Genomic DNA, 20,716 nt, shown 5'->3' with positions numbered 1-20,716 from the left:
TTCTAGTTATTACGACCAATAGCTACCCTATGGTCACACTAGCGCGCGTCCCCCATGTCGTGCCGTAAAGAAGAAGGAATGTCGTGACATGTTACTTAAGGATCTCTCTGCGTTAGCCAGTCCGCTCAACGACCAGCAAATCGGTCAGTTGCAGCAGGCGGCAGCAGAACTCAGCCCGCAACAGCTCGCCTGGATCAGCGGTTATTTCTGGGGTTTGAGTCAGACTCCTGTGGCAGCCGCCACAGGCGCACAGGTTGCACCAGCCGCTGCGGCAGTGCCAGCCGGAAAACTGACCATTATCTATGCCTCTCAGACAGGTAATGCGAAAGGCGTTGCTGAAGCACTTGAAGCGCAAGTAAAAGACGCTGGTCTTCAGGTCGCGCTCTATTCTGCTGATGATTACAAACCACGTGACCTTGCAAAAGAAACTCACGTGGTGATTGTTGCCTCCACCAACGGTGAGGGTGAGCCGCCCGATAATGCGATCAGTCTGCACGAGTTCCTGCAATCTAAAAAAGCACCTAAGCTCGATAAACTGCAATATGCGGTCATCGGTCTGGGTGACTCAAGCTATGAATTCTTCTGTCAGACGGGTAAAGACTTTGATACTTACCTGTCTAAATTGGGTGCAACTGCAATGCTGCCTCGTGTCGACTGTGATGTGGACTACGAAGAGATTGCTGAGAACTGGGCGACCTCTGTGGTCACTGAGGCCAAAGAACGCCTGAATTCTGGTTCTGACGAAGTGGTTGTACCGCTTCATGCTACGGCTGCTGCTGTTGCTTCTGTCTACAACAAAAAGAATCCTTATCCGGCAGAGCTTCTGGTTAACCAAAAAATCACTGGCCGTGACTCAGGCAAAGATGTCCGTCACGTAGAAATCGACTTGGGTGAGTCAGGTTTGACTTATCAGGCGGGTGATGCGCTGGGTGTATGGTTCAAAAATAGCCCTGAGCTGGCTGACGAAATACTGGCTGCTGTTGCCCTTTCTGGCGACGAAAGCGTTGAGGTCGGCGGTGAATCACTGTCACTCAAACAAGCGCTGGTCGAGAAGTTCGAAATTACGGCGTCTAACCCTCAGCAAGTAACGGGTTACGCAGAGCTTTCAGGCAGCAAGAAACTCGAAAAGCTGGTGGCAGACAAAGACAAGCTGCGTGATTACGCCAACAACACGCAACTGGTCGATGTACTGAAAGAGAAGAAAACTAAACTCTCTGCGGAACAACTGGTTGGCCTATTACGTAAATTGACACCGCGTCTTTACTCGATTGCTTCGAGTCAGGAAGAGGTGGGTGAAGAAGTACACCTGACTGTCGGCCTGGTTGAATTCCAACACGGCGACAATACCCGCTTTGGTGGTGCATCTAGCTTCCTTGCACACCGTGCAGATGATGAAGTCGTTGGCGTATTTATCGAGAACAACAGCAACTTCAAACTGCCGCAAGACGACAATGCGCCTGTGATCATGGTGGGTCCAGGTACAGGTATTGCACCTTTCCGTGCCTTCATCCAAGAGCGTGATGCGCGCGGTGCGGAAGGTGAAAACTGGTTATTCTTCGGTGACCGTACTTTTACACAAGATTTCCTGTATCAGGTGGAATGGCAGCAGTATCTGAAATCAGGCATCCTAAACCGTTTGGATTTGGCATTCAGCCGCGATCAGGCTGAGAAAGTGTATGTACAACACAAACTGCTTGAGCATGCAGCAGAGTTGTGGGCATGGCTTGAGAAAGGCGCCTACTTCTATGTGTGTGGCGACGCAACTTACATGGCCAAGGATGTCCATGAAGCACTGATCACAGTGATACAAGAACAAGGCGGTAAGAGCCGTGAAGACGCAGAAAACTACTTGAATGAACTGCGCAAGGCGAAGCGTTATCAGAAGGATGTATATTAATGAGCGATGAGCAAAAAGTGTTGGGCGAGAACCTTGGCCCACTTTCAGATAACGAGCGTCTTAAAAGGGAAAGTGATCACCTTCGCGGCACCATCGTTGAAGATTTAGGCGACAGAGTCACCGGTGGCTTCACCGCTGACAACTTCCAGTTGATCCGTTTCCACGGTATGTACCAGCAAGACGACCGTGATATTCGCGCAGAGCGCGCCAAGCAAAAGCTGGAGCCGCTACAAAACGTGATGCTGCGTGCCCGTATGCCGGGCGGTATCATTACTCCGGAACAATGGTTGGCAATCGACAAGTTTGCTACTGACCACACTATGTACGGCAGTATCCGTCTGACGACGCGTCAGACCTTCCAGTTCCATGGTGTGCTTAAGCCAAACATCAAACTGATGCACCAGACGCTGAACTCGATTGGTATCGATTCTATCGCGACCGCAGGTGACGTGAACCGTAACGTACTGTGTACTACGAACCCGGTTGAGTCTGAACTGCATCAGGAAGCCTACGAGTGGGCGAAAAAGATCAGTGAACATCTGCTGCCAAAAACCCGTGCTTATGCAGAAATCTGGCTGGATGAAGAGAAGGTCGAAGGTCACAAGGACGAAGAGCCTATTCTGGGTTCGAATTATCTGCCGCGTAAATTTAAAACCACGGTGGTTATTCCTCCTCAGAATGATGTCGACGTTCACGCCAATGACCTCAACTTCATTGCGATTGCTGATGACGGCAAATTAGTCGGCTTCAACGTATTGGTTGGTGGTGGTCTGGCGATGACCCACGGTGATACGTCTACTTATCCGCGTCGCGCTGATGACCTTGGTTTTATTCCTCTGGAAAAAACCCTCGATGTCGCTGCCGCTGTGGTGAGCACGCAGCGTGACTGGGGTAACCGTAGCAACCGTAAAAATGCGAAAACCAAGTACACCCTCGACCGTGTGGGCACCGATGTCTTTAAGGCAGAAGTGGAAAAACGTGCTGGTATTGAGTTCGAAGCCAGCCGTCCTTACGAGTTTACTGGCCGCGGCGACCGCATTGGTTGGGTAGATGGTATCGATGGTAAACACCATCTTGCCCTATTCATCGAAAACGGCCGTTTGTTGGATTATCCGGGTAAACCACTGAAAACCGGTGTAGCTGAAATTGCCAAGATCCATACCGGTGATTTCCGTATGACGGCAAACCAGAACCTGATCATTGCTGGTGTAGACAGCGCCAACAAAGACGCGATCGAGAAAATTGCCCGTGACCATGGTCTGATTGATGACGGTGTCAGCGAGCAACGCATGAATCGATGGCATGTGTGGCGTTCCCAACATGCCCATTGGCGATGGCTGAAGCTGAACGTTTCCTGCCTGAGTTCGTTTCTACTGTAGAAGGCATTCTCGAGAAACACGGCGTGGGTGAAGAGCATATCATCTTGCGTGTGACGGGCTGTCCGAATGGCTGTGGCCGTGCGATGCTGGCTGAAATTGGTCTGGTCGGTAAAGCGCCGGGTCGTTACAACCTGCACTTAGGTGGTAACCGCGAAGGTACCCGTGTACCTAAGATGTACAAAGAAAATATCACTGACAAGCAGATCCTAGAAGATATTGATGCCCTTATTGGTCGCTGGGCGGCTGAGCGTGAAGAGGGTGAAGGCTTTGGTGACTTCACCATCCGCGCCGGGATCATTGCTGAAGTGAAAGTATCCAAGAGGGACTTCTATGCCTGATCTTCAGTTATCTTCACTTCTTGAGCTGACCAAAGCCCAACAGGTAATGGCGCTAGCGGAAGTGAATGCCGAACTGGAAGCATTGAGTGCGCAAGAGCGCGTCCAGTGGGCGTTTGAGAATCTACAGGGCGAGTTCGCCCTGTCATCGAGCTTTGGTATTCAGGCGGCGGTGATGCTGCATCTGGTCACACAGGTCAAATCGAATGTGCCTGTGATCCTCACCGATACGGGTTACCTGTTTCCTGAAACGTACCAGTTTATTGATGAACTGACAGAAAGACTGTCGCTTGATTTGCGTATCTACCGTGCGGAGCAAAGCGCCAACTGGCAAGAAGCGCGTTACGGTAAGCTGTGGGAGCAGGGTGTGGAAGGTATTGAGAAATACAACCGCATCAACAAAGTTGAACCAATGCGTCGCGCACTCGATGAGCTGAGCGTTGGCACTTGGTTCTCCGGCCTGCGCCGTGAGCAGTCAAGCACCCGTGGCAGTTTACCGATACTGGGGATTCAGAACGGCGTCTTTAAGTTCCTGCCTGTTATCGACTGGACCCCCAAAGATGTTCACTATTACCTGCAACAGAACGAGTTGCCTTATCACCCGCTGTGGGAGCAAGGTTACGTCTCAGTCGGTGATGTGCAGACCAGCCGTAAACTGGAAGAAGGTATGACAGAAGAAGAAACCCGTTTCTTCGGCCTCAAGCGAGAATGTGGCTTGCATGAGGATGATGTCACTGATGGTGCAGGTATTTAATCACTGCGATCACGTTAAGAAAAACGGTGCCAATTGGCACCGTTTTTTCTGTCTAATTTATGTCTGCTGATGGTGAAACACAGGAAAACAGATACTTTTTATTCAGGTCAGCGAGCTTCTCGTCAAATACCGTTCCGTCGATATAATCACCTTTTGAATAAATCTTGCCATCTTGCCCCCACTTCAGGACTTCTAGGTCTTGGTCGTCAAAAAAGTTCGGCCTATTTGGTACCCAGTCACCCACGTTTCGCATCATCGGGATAGTGCCACCGGGATAAAAACTCGAACAGAAGTTTCTTGCCTCATTCGGTGCCATTTTGACGTAATCAACTAAACCATGACGGTACTTTTCACCGGCAGCTTGCCAGTCACGGCCAGGAAGCGTCTCCAATTGTTCCCAAGTGATTGGCCAATAGAAGGTTTTGGTCTTACCACCCTCAGTCACTTTGTCATTCACCTTGTAGGGAAACGCGATACGAGTAGCGTCATTAGCATCAAAGACACGCGCTAGCTCACCGGTTAAAGACTGGTCGTTAAACGTCAGATCTTTGTTTCCTGGATAGGTTTTCATTTCTCGACAGATATTGTCGTAAAAAATGCCTGATGTATCGCTGCCATTTTTTGACATACTCACGCAGAACTTAACGGGAAGGCCACGAAACGAGGCAGAGAATGGATTGGTTCCATCGAATGCTTCTGGTTTATTTGTGCCAATAAACCATGTCGTCTCTCCATCTACTGATTCCCAATGTGATGAGTTAAATGATGGATAACCTTTCAGGATAGGCACTACTTTTCCCGTCTCATCGAAACGCCCTTTACCTTCAAACCATGCAATGTCTTCCTGAATACAGGTTTGATTGCCCTGACTGCCCAGAGCGGTTGTATCATGCGGGGTGACACAAAACTCAATGGTATTTCCTCTGCCCTCATCCCCTAGCTGCAGAGTATAAGAAAGATCACGGCTTACGACTTGGTAATCGTCAGTGTCAGTACCTCGGTGGATCCGCCACTCATACTCTGAATTTGACTCCGGGTCATGGTTCTTATCGAAGTACTTATAGCTGCCCGTGACTTTTTGACCCTCAAATTTCAACCCTGAAATATGGAGCTCACTCGCTTCTGGGGCTGACGGATCGCTGCTGTAAATCAATGCTTTTTGGTTGCAGGTCTCTTCGCCTGCTTTTGGAGTACCTGTTTTAGAATATGGCGTAACGCACCCTTTCAGTGTGCTGAACGCCATACTTTTATCTGGTGTAAATGTCTGGCCGTGATTTGACTGCTTTTGTTCACCCACATACCAAGTATAAAGTGATTTTGACCTATCCTCTTTATCGCCATCCTCATCATTGAATGTGTATTTTAATGTTACGGTTCGACCAGATTTAACAATATTATCAAAGTCTTCAACGTTTACTGTCGGTGCTGAACCTTTAATAGGTTGTACGGTATAGGGTAGGGAACACCCTAAAAGCTTGCTGGTGTCTTTCTCGACAACACAGGCTTCCACTGAGTGCCCTTCGTCATCACTTTGGTATTTGAAATACTGGCTATCAACGGGAAATGCATTTGTCTCTGCTGCACGCCAAATATATTTCACGCCATCAACGGGTAAATTGTCGTACTTGCTGTAAGCGAACAGCTTTGACTCACTTGTCAGATCTGTAATGAGTATTTGAACGGGTTTTTGCTCTGGTTGTTCAAGGATTTGAACAGCATCGCTACATACCTCAGCACCCTGCTTTCGATCGCCGCGATTGGTCGGCGTCACACAGAACCTTATTGAGTCACCGACAAGCGCGTCATCGTCACTCACGGTATAAGTTTTATCATGAGAGATTGTGGTGTGATCGCTGGTTTCCCAGTGAAAAGATGAACCATCTAATGAGGCTGGATAGCTGGACGAGAAAAACGTATACCTACCTTCGAGCGTTGTGCCGGGCAACGCTTCTGCCATGCGTGGTGAAACAGACACATTAAAGACTTCAGGTGTATCAGAATGGCTTCTCAATTCAGGTGGGGCTGACTGACTACCACCGCCTCCGCCACCGCACGCACTGAGAAGGCTTAGACCTATTAAAGTAAATAATTTTGTTTTCATTGAACGTTACCTAGTTTCCGAAAAAGGGATAGACATGTTTCGTTTTCTGCAGTCCCTAGATAACAACGAGTCCTTTTCTCTGATTAATAATTCACCGATCAATTAATCAGGGGCGAGAATATAAAACACCGTTTCTTTTTGGTAAAGCGATTTTTTGATTAATTTTCGATCAGAAAGTGGAGAGGAATAAACATCAGAGGGTTAGACATAAAAAACCGGAAGCGAGGCTCCCGGTTTCATGCTGAAGTGAAAAGCTAACTCAATTACAGTGCTGCTAGCGCTTCGTCGTAGTTTGGCTCTTCAGTGATCTCAGCAACACGCTCAGCGTGAACAACCAGACCTTCTTCGTTCAGGCAAACCACAGCGCGGGTCGCCAGGCCTTTCAGTGCGCCTTCGTTCAGGTTTACACCGTAAGCCTCAGCAAATTCAGTGTTGCGGAAGAAAGACGCCATTTGCACACCTTCAATACCTTCTGCTGCGCAGAAACGGCCAGTGGCGAAAGGCAGGTCAGCAGAGATGCACAGAATAACGGTGTTCTCTTTAGATGCTGCTTTCTCGTTGAACGCTTTAACACTTGCTGCACAGACAGGCGTGTCGACACTTGGGAAAATATTCAGTACAACTTTTTTACCTTTCAGGTTTTCTGACGTCAGATCAGTCAGATCTGCAGCACATAACGTGAATTCAGGTGCTTGCTGGCCCGCAGCTGGGAAGGTGCCAGAAACAGAAACAGGGTTACCCTGGAAAGTGACTTGAGACATGGTATTAACCTCTATTAATTAAATATCAAACGAATGAAAGTTTTCTGTGCGCGCCATATTGTTGACTAAATGTTTGCTCTGTGAGCGATATGCAATTTGCTCTTTGAGCTGAGTAAATTGCTTACTGAGCACTGCAAGAATATGACGAAAGTAAAATTAGCTCGCCGCTTTTTGAGCGATTTCGACAGCCTTTACCAGATCTGGAACAGTTGTCAGTTCTGGTACACGTTGGATGTGCAGGACTTTGCTGTCTTTACCTACCACGATAATGGTTCGGGTCAGCAGGCCCAGTGCGTCGATTTGAGTGCCGGTTGAAGCACCAAAGTCATGGCTGCGTGCGTCAGACAGGAAAGTCACTTTGTCGGTGATTTTTGCGTCTTTCTTGAAGTTCGCCTGCGCAAATGGGGTATCCGCACTCACGGCATAGAAGTCGATGTTCGGCTCAGGGTGTGTTTCAACGAACTCACTGAGTTCGTGCGCTTGTTGGTCACAAACTGGTGTGTCGATAGATGGCATGATGCTGTAGATACGAACGTGTTCGCTGTTTTTAGCAGTATCATGATCGCCAAACGCTTGGTCTTTCAGCAGTGCAGAAGGCATGTCGTCACCGACGTTCAGTGCACTACCAGACAGGTTAAACGGGTTGTCTTCCAGTGTAACAACCTGACCTTTACCCAGACCTGAAGACTGTTCTGTGGTCGCGAAGTGTGGGTTGCTTGCACAACCAGACACGATGGCCGCAATGGCGAATGCTAAAAGATGTTTCTTGTTCATTACTCAGTTTCCTGATGATGTTTTTGATTTGCGTCAACGGTAATGGAATTAGCAAATCGGAGACATACGAAAAACAAAATCAAGATCAAACAATGCGTAATGGGGTGATAAATGTTGGTGTATAAAACGTTAAATACTGGCTCATTCGTCGCCAACTTTTACACCTAATTCAAATGACAATACTTTTGCTACTCGGTGTTTTTTGCTCGTTATGTTAATGCAACTAAGCGGCGAACGTTGCTCTGATTAGGGGGGTAAAGCCGGAGATATTTTGAAGAGAGTACGGTGAAGGTTTGAGTGAAGCCAGACGTTTGTTGCTCAACGCTTGTCAGAGAAAGGTACGGTTAACCTGAGAATAAATAATGAGTCAGGCATAAAAAAGCCAGCCGATATTCGACTGGCTTTTTGGCGTTCGGAATGAATTACAGGATATCCAGCAGTTCCACTTCGAATACCAGAGCAGCAAACGGAGGAATTGCAGCGCCAGCGCCACGCTCACCGTATGCCAGATCCTGAGGGATGAACAGTTTCCACTTAGAGCCAACAGGCATCATTTGCAGCGCTTCAACCCAACCAGCGATAACGCCAGTCACTGGGAATTCAGCAGGTTCGCCACGAGATACAGAGCTGTCGAAAACAGTGCCGTCAGTCAGCTCACCGTGATAATGAACACGTACTTGCTTGTCGCTGCTCGGTACTTCACCTTCACCAGCGACCAGTACTTCGTACTGCAGGCCTGATTCAGTAACGGTGACTGCATCGCGCTTCGCGTTTTCAGCCAGGAAAGCTTCGCCTTCTGCTGCTGCTTCTTTTGCCGCTTCCTGACGGTCTGCTTCAGCTTTAGTGTGCAGTTCACGCAGTGCATCGTTGATTTCGTCCACTTCCAGTTCTGGCATGTTGCCAGCCAGAGAGGTGGCGATACCTTTAGCGATTGCGTCAACTTGCAGGCCTTCCAGACCGCTGCCAGCCAGTTGTTGGCCCATTTGCAGACCAATGCCGTAGCTTGCTTTTTGTTCTACGGTCTCCAGTTTTACTTCAGACATGTTGTCTCTCTTTGTTTAGGTCATCAAAGTATGGAAGGATAACAGGTGAGACACTTTACGCATACACTAAAGCATATAATCAATGGGAATTGTATGAGCCGAATAACCGCAGGAGAGCGTATTTCTGGCAAGAAGAAAGCAAAACGCAAACAGACAAAAAATTTGTCAGAGTTCCGCGCTTTGCTCACTGAATCGTTGTCGACGCTGAAAACTAAGATGCCCGTTTGGAAAGAGCAAGGATTGCTGTTTTGGCAACGTTTGCCGATGCCCCATCGAATTGGATTGATGACTGCCTCAGCAGTGCTATTGCTTTTGCTGTTTTTGCCTTGGGGTAATGACGAGGTTATGCCATCGGCTGAGCATGTGACGGAAAGTGCGTCATCAGGTGAGCGAAAGTCGGTGCCTATCGGCAACTTGTCGTCGAATGAGACTGACGAAACACGAACAAAATCAGTAGCGAAAAATACCGATGTTCAGTCTAATAAAGGGCCAGTCGCTGAAAAACCTAACCGCCCTGTAAAGGCATCAGGTGCTATCGCTCATGCAATTAAAGATGGCGATACGCTCAGCAATATTTTTCGCCGTTATGATCTTTCATTGCCTGACCTTTACGCGATGATAAAAGTGCAAGGTAAAGGCGAGCCACTGAGCCAGATTAAACCCGGACAGGAACTCAGAATGCAAAGCGATGATCAGGGCAGGGTGGTACAAATGAAAGTTGTTGCCTTGTCCGGCGACTCGGTGACGTTCAAACGCCAGGCCGACGGCAGTTTCCGTCGACTCTAGACGCTTTTTGTTAGACGCCAACACTCAAGCTGGCTTTCGTGTCATATCGATATGGGGGATCCCATCCTCCATATATTCTTCTGAGCTGACCTTAAATCCATGTTTGCCGTAGAAGTCGACAAGGTGAGATTGCGCGCCCATCATCACCGATTGATTTGGCCACTTCTCTTTGATCTCAAGCAGTGCCTGCGCAATCAATTCATGCCCTGCGCCATTGCCCCGTTCGGTATGTGCGGTTACCACTCGGCCGATAGCCACTTCAGGATAGGTGACGCCTTCATCCAGTATTCTGGCATAGGCGGTCAGCTTATCGTCCCGATAGCCAAGCAGATGCAGGGTGTTGGCGTGCATGTCATGGCCGTCCAGATCCTGATAAGCACACTCTTGCTCGACAACAAACACCTCACTGCGTAAGCGCAGAATATCGTAGAGCTGTCGGGTAGAGAGTTGGGAGAAGGTAAGCGGGATCCACTGCATCATAATTCGTCCGTCCTTATTTCTTGGGCTTCTATTCTAGCGCGTTTCTATTCTAGGGTGCGTCTTGGGCTGTCTGGATTTACCGGTTTTAAAACAAGGTCATTGAATGCTGTTTTTTCCGGCAATATTTACAGTGATAGCAGGCGTGATGAGTTTTCAGCGAGAAATAAGAAAAAAACCACGGCAATGCCGTGGTTTGGAGGTAAACGATGCAGTGTTCAGTTACTGCAGGTCAATGCGGTACTGAGCAAACCCTGTGTCATCTTCTCCCATTTTTCTCATTGGGTATTGACCGTTTTGCTTGATAAAGTCAGTCGCTTTTTTACTTGGCGAGGTTTCAAACATGATGTTCAGCTCTTTGTGAGACTTAATCGGTGAGAAAGACCAGTTGTTATCGGCTTTCGGTACGATTTGGCCTTTTTCACGACTGATACGGCTGATGTAATCAGCAAGCACAGTGCGGTTTTCGTCCGGTGCGGCAAACGCGATGAAGTCTTTACCTGTGCCAGGGAATTTACCCAGATATGCGCGGTAGTTGTTGGTTGCGACCAAGAAGGTTTGCGACGGGTCAATAGGCTTACCGTTGAAGTTCAGGACTTTAATACGCTGAGAATCTTTATTGATCATCTGACATTCGCCGTCATAGCGGGCAGGTTGAGTCACATCAACCTGATAGTTGACGCCGTCGATGATATCGAAGTTGTAAGTGCGGAAACCATCCCAGTTAATCAGTGACTGAACGCCAGTTTGGTTTGGATCAATCTGGTTAAACTGACCCGCCGTGCACTCCAACCATTCTTTCACCTCTTTACCTGTTACTTTCAGTGCGACCAAGATATTTGGATACAGGTACAGGTCTGCTGCATTGCGGAATGTCATTTCACCCGCTTCGACTTCGGTAAAGTTCGCCGGGTCGTTTTTACGACCGCCCGCTTTGAAAGGGGCTGCAGCTGACAGCACTGGCAGACCTTCTAGGTCAGGGTCACCTTGAATAAAACGCTCAACGTAATCTTTCTGCGCGAGGTTCACAATCTGAACTGTTGGGTCGTCCTGCACCAGCGCCAGGAAACTGTACATCTCATCGCTAGACTGGCCAATTTTAGAGTTGACGAAATCACGGGTGTTTTTATGGTCGTCTTCAAGTGCGGAGCGAATACCTTCGTCCGGTTTGGCCATTGATTTACCATCGAAGATTGGACGGGCATGGGTGTTGCCGTCGACAACCTGCCACTTACCGCTGTCGTTATTCAAGGTCAAATCCATGATACCGACATGGCTGCCCCAGCGACCTGGCATAACAGCCGCAACGCCATTGATGGTGCCTTTTTTATTGTCGACACCCGGAATGTAGTCAAACCCTTTGCCCGGGAAAACAGCATGTGAGTGGCCGAAAGCGATAGCATCAATGCCTTCTACCTCAGAGAGGTAGTAAACAGAGTTTTCTGCCATCACTTTATAGGGTGCGCGAGAGAGGCCAGAGTGCGGGATTGCGACAATCACATCCGCACCCTTGGCTTTCATTTCCGGCACCAGTTTTTCTGCCGTTTTCAGAATGTCTTTGGCAATCACTTTGCCTTCGAGGTTTTTCTTATCCCATACCATGATTTGTGGCGGTACGAAGCCAATGTAGCCCACTTTAACCGTGTGTTTGTGGCCGTCGGTATCCGTCATGCTGTGGCTTTTGATGATGTATGGGGTGAAATAGTGCTCACCGGTTTTTGCATCAAACACGTTGGCGTTGATATAAGGGAAACCTGCGCCAGACAAACTGTTTCTTAGAAACTCGATACCGTAGTTGAATTCGTGATTACCGATATTACCCACTTCATAATTCAACTGGTTCATCGCTTTATATACAGGATGAATCTCACCGTCCTTGATGCCTTTTGCTGCCATGTAATCACCCATCGGGCTTCCCTGTAGCAAATCGCCGTTGTCGACCAACAGGCTGTTAGCGACTTCATTCCGTGCGCTTTTTACCAGCGTTGCCGCTCGCACCAGACCAATTTTCTCGCTTGGTTTGTCTTTGTAGTAGTCGTAATCCATCACATTGGTATGGATATCTGTGGTTTCGATGACACGAAGTTCAATCGTATCGGCGATGGCCGTTTGACTCATAGCAACGATACCGCCCAAAACAGCAACAGAGAGGGGACGAAGAGAAAACATGGTTGAGACTCCAGTGGGGGATGAAAATTTGCGGCTTGTGTATCATGAAAATGAATTTCATATTAATTATTGATATTTGCATTGTGACTTTGATCTCATGATTTAATCGTTTGCGTAACCGTTTTTGTTGCCGCTAATACAGCAAATACGCGCATTACACGTCTATCCTCCCCATTATTTCAGGCACGCTGATTGCAGCTTTATGTCGTAAATCAAGCAGTCCCATACAACTGGTTATAAAAAATGAATATTTAGAATTTCCAGCAATATCGGACTGTCTCTATAGTGACTGGCAATGGAGTTAACAGGGTGAAGATGATGGAGTACTTGCCGATTTTTGCGAACTTGCGTGGTCGTCGCTGTCTCGTTGTAGGCGGTGGTGAAGTTGCATGGCGAAAAACCCGAATGCTGCTTAAAACAGGTGCAGCAGTGACCCTTGTTGCACCAGAAGTGGACAAGGAAATTGAAGAGGCCGTTGAGAGAGGTGAATTAACCTGGCTCGAGCAGCCTTTTTCCCCTGAATGCCTCGATGGTGTCTTTCTGGCTATCGCGGCGACCGACAAACCTATGGTCAATGCCTTAGTCTCAAGAGCGGCAGAAGAAAAGAAGCTCTTGGTTAATGTGGTTGATGACACACCAAAGTGCAGTTTCATTGTCCCCTCAATTGTTGATCGTAGCCCGATCATCATCGCCATTTCTTCGGCAGGAAAAGCGCCAGTATTGGCTCGTTTACTGCGCGAAAAGCTCGAGTCGCTTGTCCCCGCGCATACAGGCCGTATGGCTGCTCTTGCCGGTGAATTCCGTGACAAGCTGAAAGAAAAAGTGACCACCCTGACCGGACGCAGAAAGTTCTGGGAATTGGCGTTTGATGGCCGTTTTTCCTCACTGGTTGCTGCAGGCCGTGAAGACGATGCTAAGCAAGAACTGGAGAGCCTGACTTCGGGTGTTTCTATGCGTGGTGAGGTTGCGTTGGTCGGTGCAGGCCCGGGCGACCCGGGTTTGTTGACACTGCGTGGTCTGCAATTAATGCAGCAGGCAGACGTCATCCTTTATGACTATCTGTCTCAGACGACGTGCTGGAGCTGTGCCGCCGCGATGCGGAAATGATTTGTGTCGGTAAACGCGCAGGTTTCCACAGCGTCCCGCAGGAAGAAACCAATGCCCTATTGGTTAAACACGCCAGCCGTGGTAAGCGCGTGGTGCGCCTCAAAGGCGGCGATTCGTTTATGTTTGGTCGAGGTGGTGAAGAGCTGCAGGTTGTTGCCGAGGCGGGTATTCCGTTTCAGGTCGTGCCAGGCATTACATCAGCCGCTGGTGCTACTGCTTATGCGGGCATCCCTCTGACTCACCGCGATCATGCTCAGAGCGTGATGTTCATTACCGGGCACCTGAAGAAAGAAAAAGATTCCCTCGACTGGAGCACCCTCGCGAGAGGCAACCAGACACTGGTGATTTTCATGGGGCTGATGAAAAGCGCCCATATCCGCGACCAGCTCATATCGCATGGCCGCGCGGCAGACACCCCCGTCGCCATTATTGAAAACGGCACCCGTGCTGAGCAGAGAGTGCTCAGAGGCACAGTGGGTGAGTTGGAGCTGATTGCCGAGCAGGCGAGCTCCCCGGCACTCATCGTTGTTGGTGAGGTCGTTCAACTGGCTGACTCCCTCAACTGGTACAAGCAATTCTCTTTCGCTGCTGAAAGTGCGACAGAAACTCAAGCAGTGGTAAATCTGGAATAAGGAAACTCTCTAAAAATGGAAGCCAAGACCCTGACTCACCTCAAACAACTTGAGCTGAAAGCATCCATATCATTCGTGAAGTGGCCGCTGAATTTGATAACCCGGTAATGATGTACTCAATCGGAAAAGATTCTTCCGTGATGCTGCATCTGGCGCGCAAAGCCTTCTACCCGGGCAAAATTCCGTTTCCACTGCTGCACGTCGATACCGACTGGAAATTCCGCGAAATGATCGAATTCCGCGACAAAACAGCGGAAAAATATGGATTCGAACTGCTGGTTCACAAGAACCCGGAAGGGCTGGCAATGGGTTGTAGCCCATTTGTTCACGGCTCATCGAAGCACACTGACATCATGAAAACACAAGGCCTGAAGCAGGCGTTGGACAAATACGGTTTTGATGCAGCATTCGGCGGTGCACGTCGTGATGAAGAGAAAAGCCGCGCGAAAGAGCGTGTTTACAGCTTCCGTGACAAAAACCACCGCTGGGACCCAAAAAATCAGCGTCCTGAGTTGTGGCACACCTATAACGGTCAGGTAAACAAGGGCGAGAGTATCCGTGTTTTCCCTCTGTCGAACTGGACTGAGCTCGATATCTGGCAATACATCTATCTCGAAGGCATCGACATTGTTCCATTGTATTTGGCCAAGCCACGCCCGGTTGTTGACCGCGATGGCATGCTGATCATGGTCGATGATGACCGTATGGAGCTCAGAGAAGGTGAAACTATCGAAGAGCGCAGTGTCCGTTTCCGTACGCTGGGTTGTTACCCACTGACCGGTGCCGTTGAGTCGAAAGCAGACACCCTGCCTTCGATCATTGAGGAAATGCTGGTGGCTACCTCCAGTGAGCGTCAGGGACGCGCCATTGACCACGATCAGTCAGGATCGATGGAACTTAAAAAACGTCAGGGTTATTTCTAAGGGATTGATGATGAACAGCGTAATTGAACAACAAGTGGCCGAACTTGGTATTGAGGCCTATCTCGATCAGCATCAGAACAAATCCCTGCTGCGTTTCCTGACCTGTGGTTCAGTGGATGACGGCAAGAGTACTCTGATTGGCCGTTTGCTCCATGATTCACACCAAATTTATGAAGACCAACTGGCTGCTATCCACGCTGACAGCCAGAAAGTAGGTACAACGGGTGAGAAACCCGATCTGGCACTGCTGGTTGATGGCCTGCAAGCTGAGCGCGAGCAAGGTATCACCATTGATGTCGCATACCGTTATTTCTCGACCAAGAAGCGTAAATTCATCATTGCCGATACGCCGGGACATGAGCAATACACCCGTAACATGGCAACCGGTGCGTCGACCTGTGATCTGGCAGTGATTCTGATTGACGCCCGTAAAGGTGTACTGGACCAGACGCGTCGCCACTCATATATCGCGAGCCTCCTGGGTATCCGCCACTTTGTGGTTGCGGTTAACAAGATGGACTTGGTCGGTTTTGATCAGCAGAAGTTTGAAGACATCCGAGATGAATACCTGACCTTTGCTGAGAAGCTCAACAAAGACATCAACATCACTCTGGTACCTCTGTCGGCACTAGAAGGTGACAACGTGGTTGAACGCAGTGCGCACACGCCATGGTACGAAGGTGAGACACTGTTGAACCTGCTGGAAGACGCGGACCTGAGCAAAGCAAGCTCGCAAGCGCCATTCCGTTTACCTGTGCAGTATGTAAACCGTCCAAACCTCGACTTCCGTGGTTTCTCAGGCACGGTCGCATCTGGCGAAATTCGCCCGGGCGATGAAGTGAAAGTCTTGCCTTCTGGTAAAACCTCAACTGTCGACCGTATTGTGACCTTTGATGGCGATCTTGACCTTGCTCACGAAGGCCTCGCAGTCACGCTTACGCTGAAAGACGAAATCGACATTAGCCGTGGTGACTTGATTGTTCCTGTCTCACACGAGCAGTCTGTGACTGACCATCTGTTGGCAGACATTGTCTGGATGGCGGAGAGTCCGCTTGAGCCGGGCAAACAATACGACATTAAAGTGGCTGGCAAGAAAACCATCGGTTCTGTCAGCAAGGTTCATCATCAGGTTGATATCAATAACCTGAACAAGTTTGAAACTGACGTCCTGCCATTGAACGGCATTGGTTTGTGTGAACTTGAGCTGACAGAGAGCGTTGCGCTTGATGAATATGCACAAAGCCAAGACACTGGCGGTTTCATTCTGATTGACCGTCTGACTAATGTCACCGTAGGTGCAGGCATGATCCACTCTCTGCTGGAAGCAAGTGAGTCGCAGGTGTCAGCAGGTCAGTACTCCGCCTTTGAGGTTGAACTGAACGCGCTGGTCCGTAAGCATTTCCCGCATTGGAACGCGCGGGATATCAGCAAGCTGTTGGGGTAAACCGATGAGCCTGGAGCAGGTTATTATTCTTTGCCTGTTGTTGGGCGTGATATCAGGGTTGTTATTTACCAAAATCAAACCTGCTATCTTATTTGCTGTTGTTGCCTTTGCCGCCTTCCAGACTGGACAGGTGGCTTTGGAAGACATGGCAGCGAATTTCACCAATAAATCTCTGCTCACGTTGGTGTTGTTGGTTCTTTCATCAGCAGCACTGGAAAAGACCCGGCTGGTTAGCTGGGTCGGTGATCAGCTTGCAGGAGGGCGCTTGGGTACAGTGGTTGCCAAGCTTGGCTTGTCGACGGCATTCCTGAGCTCCTTCACCAATAATACTGCGGTTGTGGCGTCGTTGATTGGCGCGGTAAAACGCAATCGCCGTCATGCCCCGTCACGGCTGCTGATGCCGCTTTCTTATGCCGCCATTCTTGGTGGAACACTGACGCTTATCGGCACATCGACAAACCTCATCATTAATAGCTTTGTTGAAAGTGCGGGTCTGCCTGCCCTCGATTTCTTTGCTCCTTCAATGATAGGACTGGCGGTCTTGGCTGGCGGGATGTTGATTCTGATCCCCCTGTGTTATCTGTTGCCGGATAACGATGACAAAGACGATGACACCTTGCCTTACGTGCTTGAGGCACTGATTGAGCCGGGTTCGCCACTGGCAGGGCGTTCGGTGTCAGACAATGGTTTACGTGCACTTCGCCGTCTTTATCTCGCAGAGATCATCCGTGATGGTAAGGTCATTGCGCCTGTGTGTCCGGATACTGTCCTTGAGGCCGGTGACAAATTACAGTTTGCTGGTGATGTGGAAAGTGTCGCCACCCTTCAAGATATGCCTGGGTTGTCGCTTTTTGGTCAGCACCACATTAATGGCCAGAACTTGTTAGAAGTGGTTGTCAGCCACAGTGCGTCGATTCGGGGTACCACACTCAAGCAGGCGGCGTTTCGTGAAAATTTTGATGCGGTCGTTGTTGCCATCCGTCGGGGCCATGAAAAGCTCGAAGGCGGCTTAGGTAACATCACTTTGATGGCAGGCGATACCTTGGTATTGGTGCCGGGTAAAGACTTCCAGCGTAAGCAGGAGAGGCTCAACCGCGAGTTTGTACTGGTGAATGGCCTTGATTCCAGCACCCGGCTCGGAAGCCACAAAAGTCGCTGGGTATTGTCCGGCTTTGCATTAGCGATAGGCGCAGCCCTGACAGACGTTGTCCCCTTGCTAAACGGTCTGGCCGCCTACCTGATGGTGCTGCTAATGACAGGTGTGATCACGCTATCTGATTTACAGCGCCGTTTTCCCATCGATATCGTGGTGATTGTCGGCTCGGCGCTTAGCCTGTCTCAGATGATGCTTCAAAGCGGGCTGTCTGAGCAGATGGGGCAGATATTCATGCTGCTCTTTAACGGCTGGGGTGTCTATGGCGCGCTGGTGGCCACCTATTTGCTGACATTGATACTGACCGAGTTGGTCACCAACAATGCGGCCGCAGCGCTGGCATTTCCGATTGGCTATAGCCTTGCACTCAGCTACGGCGTTGACCCTATGCCTTTCATTATGGCGGTGTTGTTCGGTGCCAGTGCCAGCTTCATCTCACCGTATGGCTATCAAACTAATTTGCTGGTTTACAGCGTCGGGAACTACCACTTCACCGACTACATTCGTATCGGTTTACCGCTTTCCGTGGTCTATTCGGTGCTGGTGTTGGCGTTGATCCCTGTGTTCTTCCCTTTCTGATTTTTTAAGGATAATGAAATGACTGCTGTCGATAATATTGAAAAGGATGAGAATGTCATCTGGCATCAACACGCTGTTGATAAGACATTCCGCGCTGAACAAAAACAGCAGCGTCCTGCATTGCTTTGGTTCACCGGGTTGTCTGGCTCAGGTAAGTCTACGGTAGCAGGTGCACTTGAGCATGAGCTGGCCCGTCTTGGCTATCATACCTATTTGCTCGACGGCGATAATGTCAGACATGGCCTTTGCCGTGATCTGGGATTCTCCGACCACGACAGACGTGAAAATATTCGCCGTGTTGGTGAAGTGGCGAAACTGATGACCGATGCAGGTCTGATTGTCCTGTCTGCCTTCATTTCTCCTTTCCGTGAAGAGCGCCAGTTAGTGCGTGACCTTTTGCCGGAGGGGGAGTTTCTGGAGGTGTATGTCGATACGCCGCTGGAAGTCTGTGAGGCCCGAGACCCTAAAGGCCTATACAAAAAAGCGCGAGCAGGAGAGATAAAGGCCTTTACGGGTATTAGCTCTGCGTATGAAGCGCCTGAAAACCCTGAAATTCATCTCAAAACGGATGAGGGTTCAGTGGGTGATCAGGTGAATCGCTGTCTGGCTCAACTGCGCCGAGCTGGGGTTATTCGCTAACCTTTGTTGCTTTTTTGTTAATCTTTTCTTACATGTAAAACTGCCGATAGTTGTTAACGTCGGCAGTTTTTTCTTGTCAAACCCTGCCAGTCAAGAATCTTTGTACCTGACTTTTAGTCACTTACGTATGCAAAAGCTGTTTCATTTGTTGTAAGAAAAGTAATGTTTTGTTAACATTTTCCTAAGTCAGCTCATGGAGGGAAGATGACGTAATGAGAAGATTTAAAGCAAACTCAATTAATGTTGTTTTGGTTGCCTGCTATATCGCAACACTTTTATACCTTTCGCAGTTTATTGGTTGAACCTGAGCGCCTGCTTCATGATTGTTCGGTTCATCAACTTCACGTTTTTTTTCAGCATTTAATCCTGACCAAGGTTATATGCTCGTTTCCATTCGCCCTGCATTTTTGCTCTTTAGAAACACCTTGCCATCATCGTTTTAGCATGCCCTTAATGCTATCAACCCTCCGCGTTTAGTCAGTAAATGTAAACCTCACCTGCTCCTAGAGAAGCTTGAAAGCATGTCACAGATTTTTTTGTTAGAATCGACTAGTGTTGTAACAACAGTTTGATAAAACATACAAAAATAGCGGGTAAATACGGCATCACTCACACTTATTCTTCGTCATTTTTCGGGTGAGCCGGGAATTTTTGACCTGATTGCAGGTCATATTATTGATTGTCATGGAAGGAGAGGCTGCATGCTTAGAATCTTTCAGAAATACCGCCCCTTACAAGTTGCTAGACATGTTAAGGGTTTTTTCCGAGGCAGGATTTACATTCAGGGTGTCGGTGCGTTTGAATATGATGAAGGTCGCTTGTTACCGCCAACAAGAAAAAGCAAACGATCGCTGGCTGTGATGACGGAAGTCAATAATCAGATAAAGTCGATGGCGATATGCTGACCAAGTAAAAACGAATTTTGAAAAAAGGAATGCCCGCAACGCGGGCATTTTTGATCGTTAAAAACAAAACTTTCAGATGTCGAGTACCACAGCCTGAAAGTTTGGTAATGTGGACACGCAACTTATAAATTCGGCGGTAGGCACACGCCGGTGCCACCAAGTCCGCAATACCCATTTGGGTTCTTATGCAGATATTGTTGGTGGAATGTTTCTGCGAAATAGTAAGCACCTGCCGGACGGATTTCTGTGGTGATCTCTTCATGCTTACCAGCGGCTTTAAGAGCAGCTTGAAAGGCGTCTTTACTGGCTTTCACCGCATCTCTTTGCTCTTCATCGAACCAATAGATACCGCTGCGATACTGAGTACCGACATCATTTCCTTGACGCATTCCCTGTGTCGGATCGTGACTTTCCCAAAAGGTAGCTAATAGTTGCTGTAAGTCTACGATTTTGGGGTCGTACACTACCTGAACGACCTCAGCATGACCGGTTTTGGCGCTACATACATCGTCGTAAGTAGGGTGAGTCGTAAAACCGCCGCTGTAGCCGACAGAGGTGTTGGTCACACCGTCGATTTTCCAAAACAACCGTTCTGCGCCCCAAAAGCAGCCCATCGCAACAAGGATTTGTTGTTGCCCCTCAGGGGTCTCTTTATTAAGACGGGATCCATTGACGGCGTGTGGCTCTGAGGGAATAATTTCGTTCTGCCTGTCCGGCAGTGCAGTTTCCAGAGTAACTGGTTGCTGTTTTTTATTAAACATGATGCAACTCCTTGCAAGAAAATCGGTCGTAATAACCAGCGAATTCCAGAGTTCTGACCTGATGATACGCTAGGTTATTTCATTGATAACACCAAAC

The 20,716-nt window shown here is 48.8% G+C and carries 14 protein-coding genes and 3 pseudogenes; 10 read left to right on the top strand and 7 right to left on the bottom strand.

Annotated elements, in window-relative coordinates:
• Nucleotides 1–88 precede the first annotated feature (88 nt).
• The 3 genes and pseudogenes from CS022_RS10155 to CS022_RS10145 all read left to right on the top strand — a co-directional run bounded on the left by CS022_RS10155 (nt 89) and on the right by CS022_RS10145 (nt 4,365).
• Nucleotides 89–1,897, top strand: coding sequence for an assimilatory sulfite reductase (NADPH) flavoprotein subunit (locus tag CS022_RS10155; protein WP_129122182.1), 1,809 nt, complete (start codon nt 89–91; stop codon nt 1,895–1,897).
• Nucleotides 1,897–3,614 (top strand): annotated as a pseudogene (gene cysI, locus CS022_RS10150) (assimilatory sulfite reductase (NADPH) hemoprotein subunit). Before CS022_RS10155 ends, cysI begins: the two are co-directional and overlap by 1 nt.
• A complete protein-coding gene (locus CS022_RS10145; protein ID WP_129122181.1) occupies nt 3,607–4,365 on the top strand; it encodes a phosphoadenylyl-sulfate reductase in 759 nt (252 codons plus the stop codon). The pseudogene cysI and the gene CS022_RS10145 overlap by 8 nt, the downstream one beginning before the upstream one ends.
• A 52-nt stretch (nt 4,366–4,417) precedes the next feature.
• Here CS022_RS10145 and CS022_RS10140 read toward each other — a convergent pair whose 3' ends face one another.
• The 4 genes from CS022_RS10140 to CS022_RS10125 form a co-directional block, all read right to left on the bottom strand.
• Nucleotides 4,418–6,466: a hypothetical protein gene (locus CS022_RS10140; RefSeq protein WP_129122180.1), complete on the bottom strand. Its 2,049-nt coding sequence runs from the start codon at nt 6,464–6,466 to the stop codon at nt 4,418–4,420.
• A gap of 263 nt (nt 6,467–6,729) precedes the next feature.
• Nucleotides 6,730–7,227, bottom strand: a complete 498-nt coding sequence (gene tpx, locus CS022_RS10135; RefSeq protein WP_129122179.1) for a thiol peroxidase — start codon at nt 7,225–7,227, stop codon at nt 6,730–6,732.
• A gap of 156 nt (nt 7,228–7,383) precedes the next feature.
• Nucleotides 7,384–8,001 carry a peroxiredoxin gene (locus CS022_RS10130; RefSeq protein ID WP_129122178.1) on the bottom strand — a complete coding sequence of 206 codons (618 nt, stop codon included), beginning with the start codon at nt 7,999–8,001 and terminating at the stop codon, nt 7,384–7,386.
• 422 nt (nt 8,002–8,423) lie between these two features.
• A complete protein-coding gene (locus CS022_RS10125) occupies nt 8,424–9,044 on the bottom strand; it encodes an FKBP-type peptidyl-prolyl cis-trans isomerase (RefSeq protein ID WP_129122177.1) in 621 nt (206 codons plus the stop codon).
• A gap of 93 nt (nt 9,045–9,137) precedes the next feature.
• Between CS022_RS10125 and CS022_RS10120 the strand changes: the two genes are divergently transcribed.
• Nucleotides 9,138–9,830 carry a LysM-like peptidoglycan-binding domain-containing protein gene (locus tag CS022_RS10120; RefSeq protein WP_129122176.1) on the top strand — a complete coding sequence of 231 codons (693 nt, stop codon included), beginning with the start codon at nt 9,138–9,140 and terminating at the stop codon, nt 9,828–9,830.
• A gap of 24 nt (nt 9,831–9,854) precedes the next feature.
• Here the strand turns inward: CS022_RS10120 and CS022_RS10115 are convergent, their stop codons facing one another.
• A complete protein-coding gene (locus CS022_RS10115; RefSeq protein ID WP_129122223.1) occupies nt 9,855–10,307 on the bottom strand; it encodes a GNAT family N-acetyltransferase in 453 nt (150 codons plus the stop codon).
• A gap of 222 nt (nt 10,308–10,529) precedes the next feature.
• Nucleotides 10,530–12,476 (bottom strand): bifunctional 2',3'-cyclic-nucleotide 2'-phosphodiesterase/3'-nucleotidase, encoded by a 1,947-nt coding sequence (locus CS022_RS10110; RefSeq protein WP_129122175.1) that lies wholly within the window; start codon nt 12,474–12,476, stop codon nt 10,530–10,532.
• A gap of 318 nt (nt 12,477–12,794) precedes the next feature.
• Between CS022_RS10110 and cysG the strand changes: the two are divergent.
• The 6 genes and pseudogenes from cysG to CS022_RS10080 all read left to right on the top strand — a co-directional run bounded on the left by cysG (nt 12,795) and on the right by CS022_RS10080 (nt 19,858).
• Nucleotides 12,795–14,215, top strand: a pseudogene (gene cysG, locus CS022_RS27680) (siroheme synthase CysG).
• A 15-nt stretch (nt 14,216–14,230) separates the two neighbouring features.
• A pseudogene (gene cysD / locus CS022_RS10100) lies at nt 14,231–15,138 on the top strand (sulfate adenylyltransferase subunit CysD).
• Between the two features lie 10 nt (nt 15,139–15,148).
• Nucleotides 15,149–16,582, top strand: a complete 1,434-nt coding sequence (gene cysN / locus CS022_RS10095; protein ID WP_129122174.1) for a sulfate adenylyltransferase subunit CysN — start codon at nt 15,149–15,151, stop codon at nt 16,580–16,582.
• A 4-nt stretch (nt 16,583–16,586) separates the two neighbouring features.
• On the top strand, nt 16,587–18,314 hold the full coding sequence (locus tag CS022_RS10090; RefSeq protein WP_129122173.1) for an SLC13 family permease: 1,728 nt from the start codon (nt 16,587–16,589) through the stop codon (nt 18,312–18,314).
• Between the two features lie 18 nt (nt 18,315–18,332).
• Nucleotides 18,333–18,953 (top strand): adenylyl-sulfate kinase, encoded by a 621-nt coding sequence (cysC, locus tag CS022_RS10085; protein ID WP_129122172.1) that lies wholly within the window; start codon nt 18,333–18,335, stop codon nt 18,951–18,953.
• A gap of 701 nt (nt 18,954–19,654) precedes the next feature.
• Nucleotides 19,655–19,858, top strand: coding sequence for a DUF1107 domain-containing protein (locus tag CS022_RS10080; RefSeq protein WP_129122171.1), 204 nt, complete (start codon nt 19,655–19,657; stop codon nt 19,856–19,858).
• Between the two features lie 122 nt (nt 19,859–19,980).
• Here the strand turns inward: CS022_RS10080 and msrA are convergent, their stop codons facing one another.
• Nucleotides 19,981–20,619 (bottom strand): peptide-methionine (S)-S-oxide reductase MsrA, encoded by a 639-nt coding sequence (msrA, locus tag CS022_RS10075; protein ID WP_129122170.1) that lies wholly within the window; start codon nt 20,617–20,619, stop codon nt 19,981–19,983.
• Between the last annotated feature and the right edge of the window lie 97 nt (nt 20,620–20,716).

Source organism: Veronia nyctiphanis (genome assembly GCF_004116385.1).
Classification (GTDB): Bacteria; Pseudomonadota; Gammaproteobacteria; order Enterobacterales; family Vibrionaceae; genus Veronia; species Veronia nyctiphanis.
Note: the sequence above shows the minus strand (reverse complement) of the source record. Positions and strands in the feature narration are given on the sequence as shown.

Coding starts and splice junctions, on each gene's coding strand:
- CS022_RS10140 (WP_129122180.1), bottom strand. CDS start 6,466: ATGAAAACAAAATTATTTACTTTAATAGGTCTAAGCCTTCTCAGTGCG.
- CS022_RS10120 (WP_129122176.1), top strand. CDS start 9,138: ATGAGCCGAATAACCGCAGGAGAGCGTATTTCTGGCAAGAAGAAAGCA.
- CS022_RS10145 (WP_129122181.1), top strand. CDS start 3,607: ATGCCTGATCTTCAGTTATCTTCACTTCTTGAGCTGACCAAAGCCCAA.
- cysC (WP_129122172.1), top strand. CDS start 18,333: ATGACTGCTGTCGATAATATTGAAAAGGATGAGAATGTCATCTGGCAT.
- CS022_RS10125 (WP_129122177.1), bottom strand. CDS start 9,044: ATGTCTGAAGTAAAACTGGAGACCGTAGAACAAAAAGCAAGCTACGGC.
- CS022_RS10155 (WP_129122182.1), top strand. CDS start 89: ATGTTACTTAAGGATCTCTCTGCGTTAGCCAGTCCGCTCAACGACCAG.
- CS022_RS10110 (WP_129122175.1), bottom strand. CDS start 12,476: ATGTTTTCTCTTCGTCCCCTCTCTGTTGCTGTTTTGGGCGGTATCGTT.
- tpx (WP_129122179.1), bottom strand. CDS start 7,227: ATGTCTCAAGTCACTTTCCAGGGTAACCCTGTTTCTGTTTCTGGCACC.
- CS022_RS10080 (WP_129122171.1), top strand. CDS start 19,655: ATGCTTAGAATCTTTCAGAAATACCGCCCCTTACAAGTTGCTAGACAT.
- CS022_RS10130 (WP_129122178.1), bottom strand. CDS start 8,001: ATGAACAAGAAACATCTTTTAGCATTCGCCATTGCGGCCATCGTGTCT.
- cysN (WP_129122174.1), top strand. CDS start 15,149: ATGAACAGCGTAATTGAACAACAAGTGGCCGAACTTGGTATTGAGGCC.
- CS022_RS10115 (WP_129122223.1), bottom strand. CDS start 10,307: ATGCAGTGGATCCCGCTTACCTTCTCCCAACTCTCTACCCGACAGCTC.
- CS022_RS10090 (WP_129122173.1), top strand. CDS start 16,587: ATGAGCCTGGAGCAGGTTATTATTCTTTGCCTGTTGTTGGGCGTGATA.
- msrA (WP_129122170.1), bottom strand. CDS start 20,619: ATGTTTAATAAAAAACAGCAACCAGTTACTCTGGAAACTGCACTGCCG.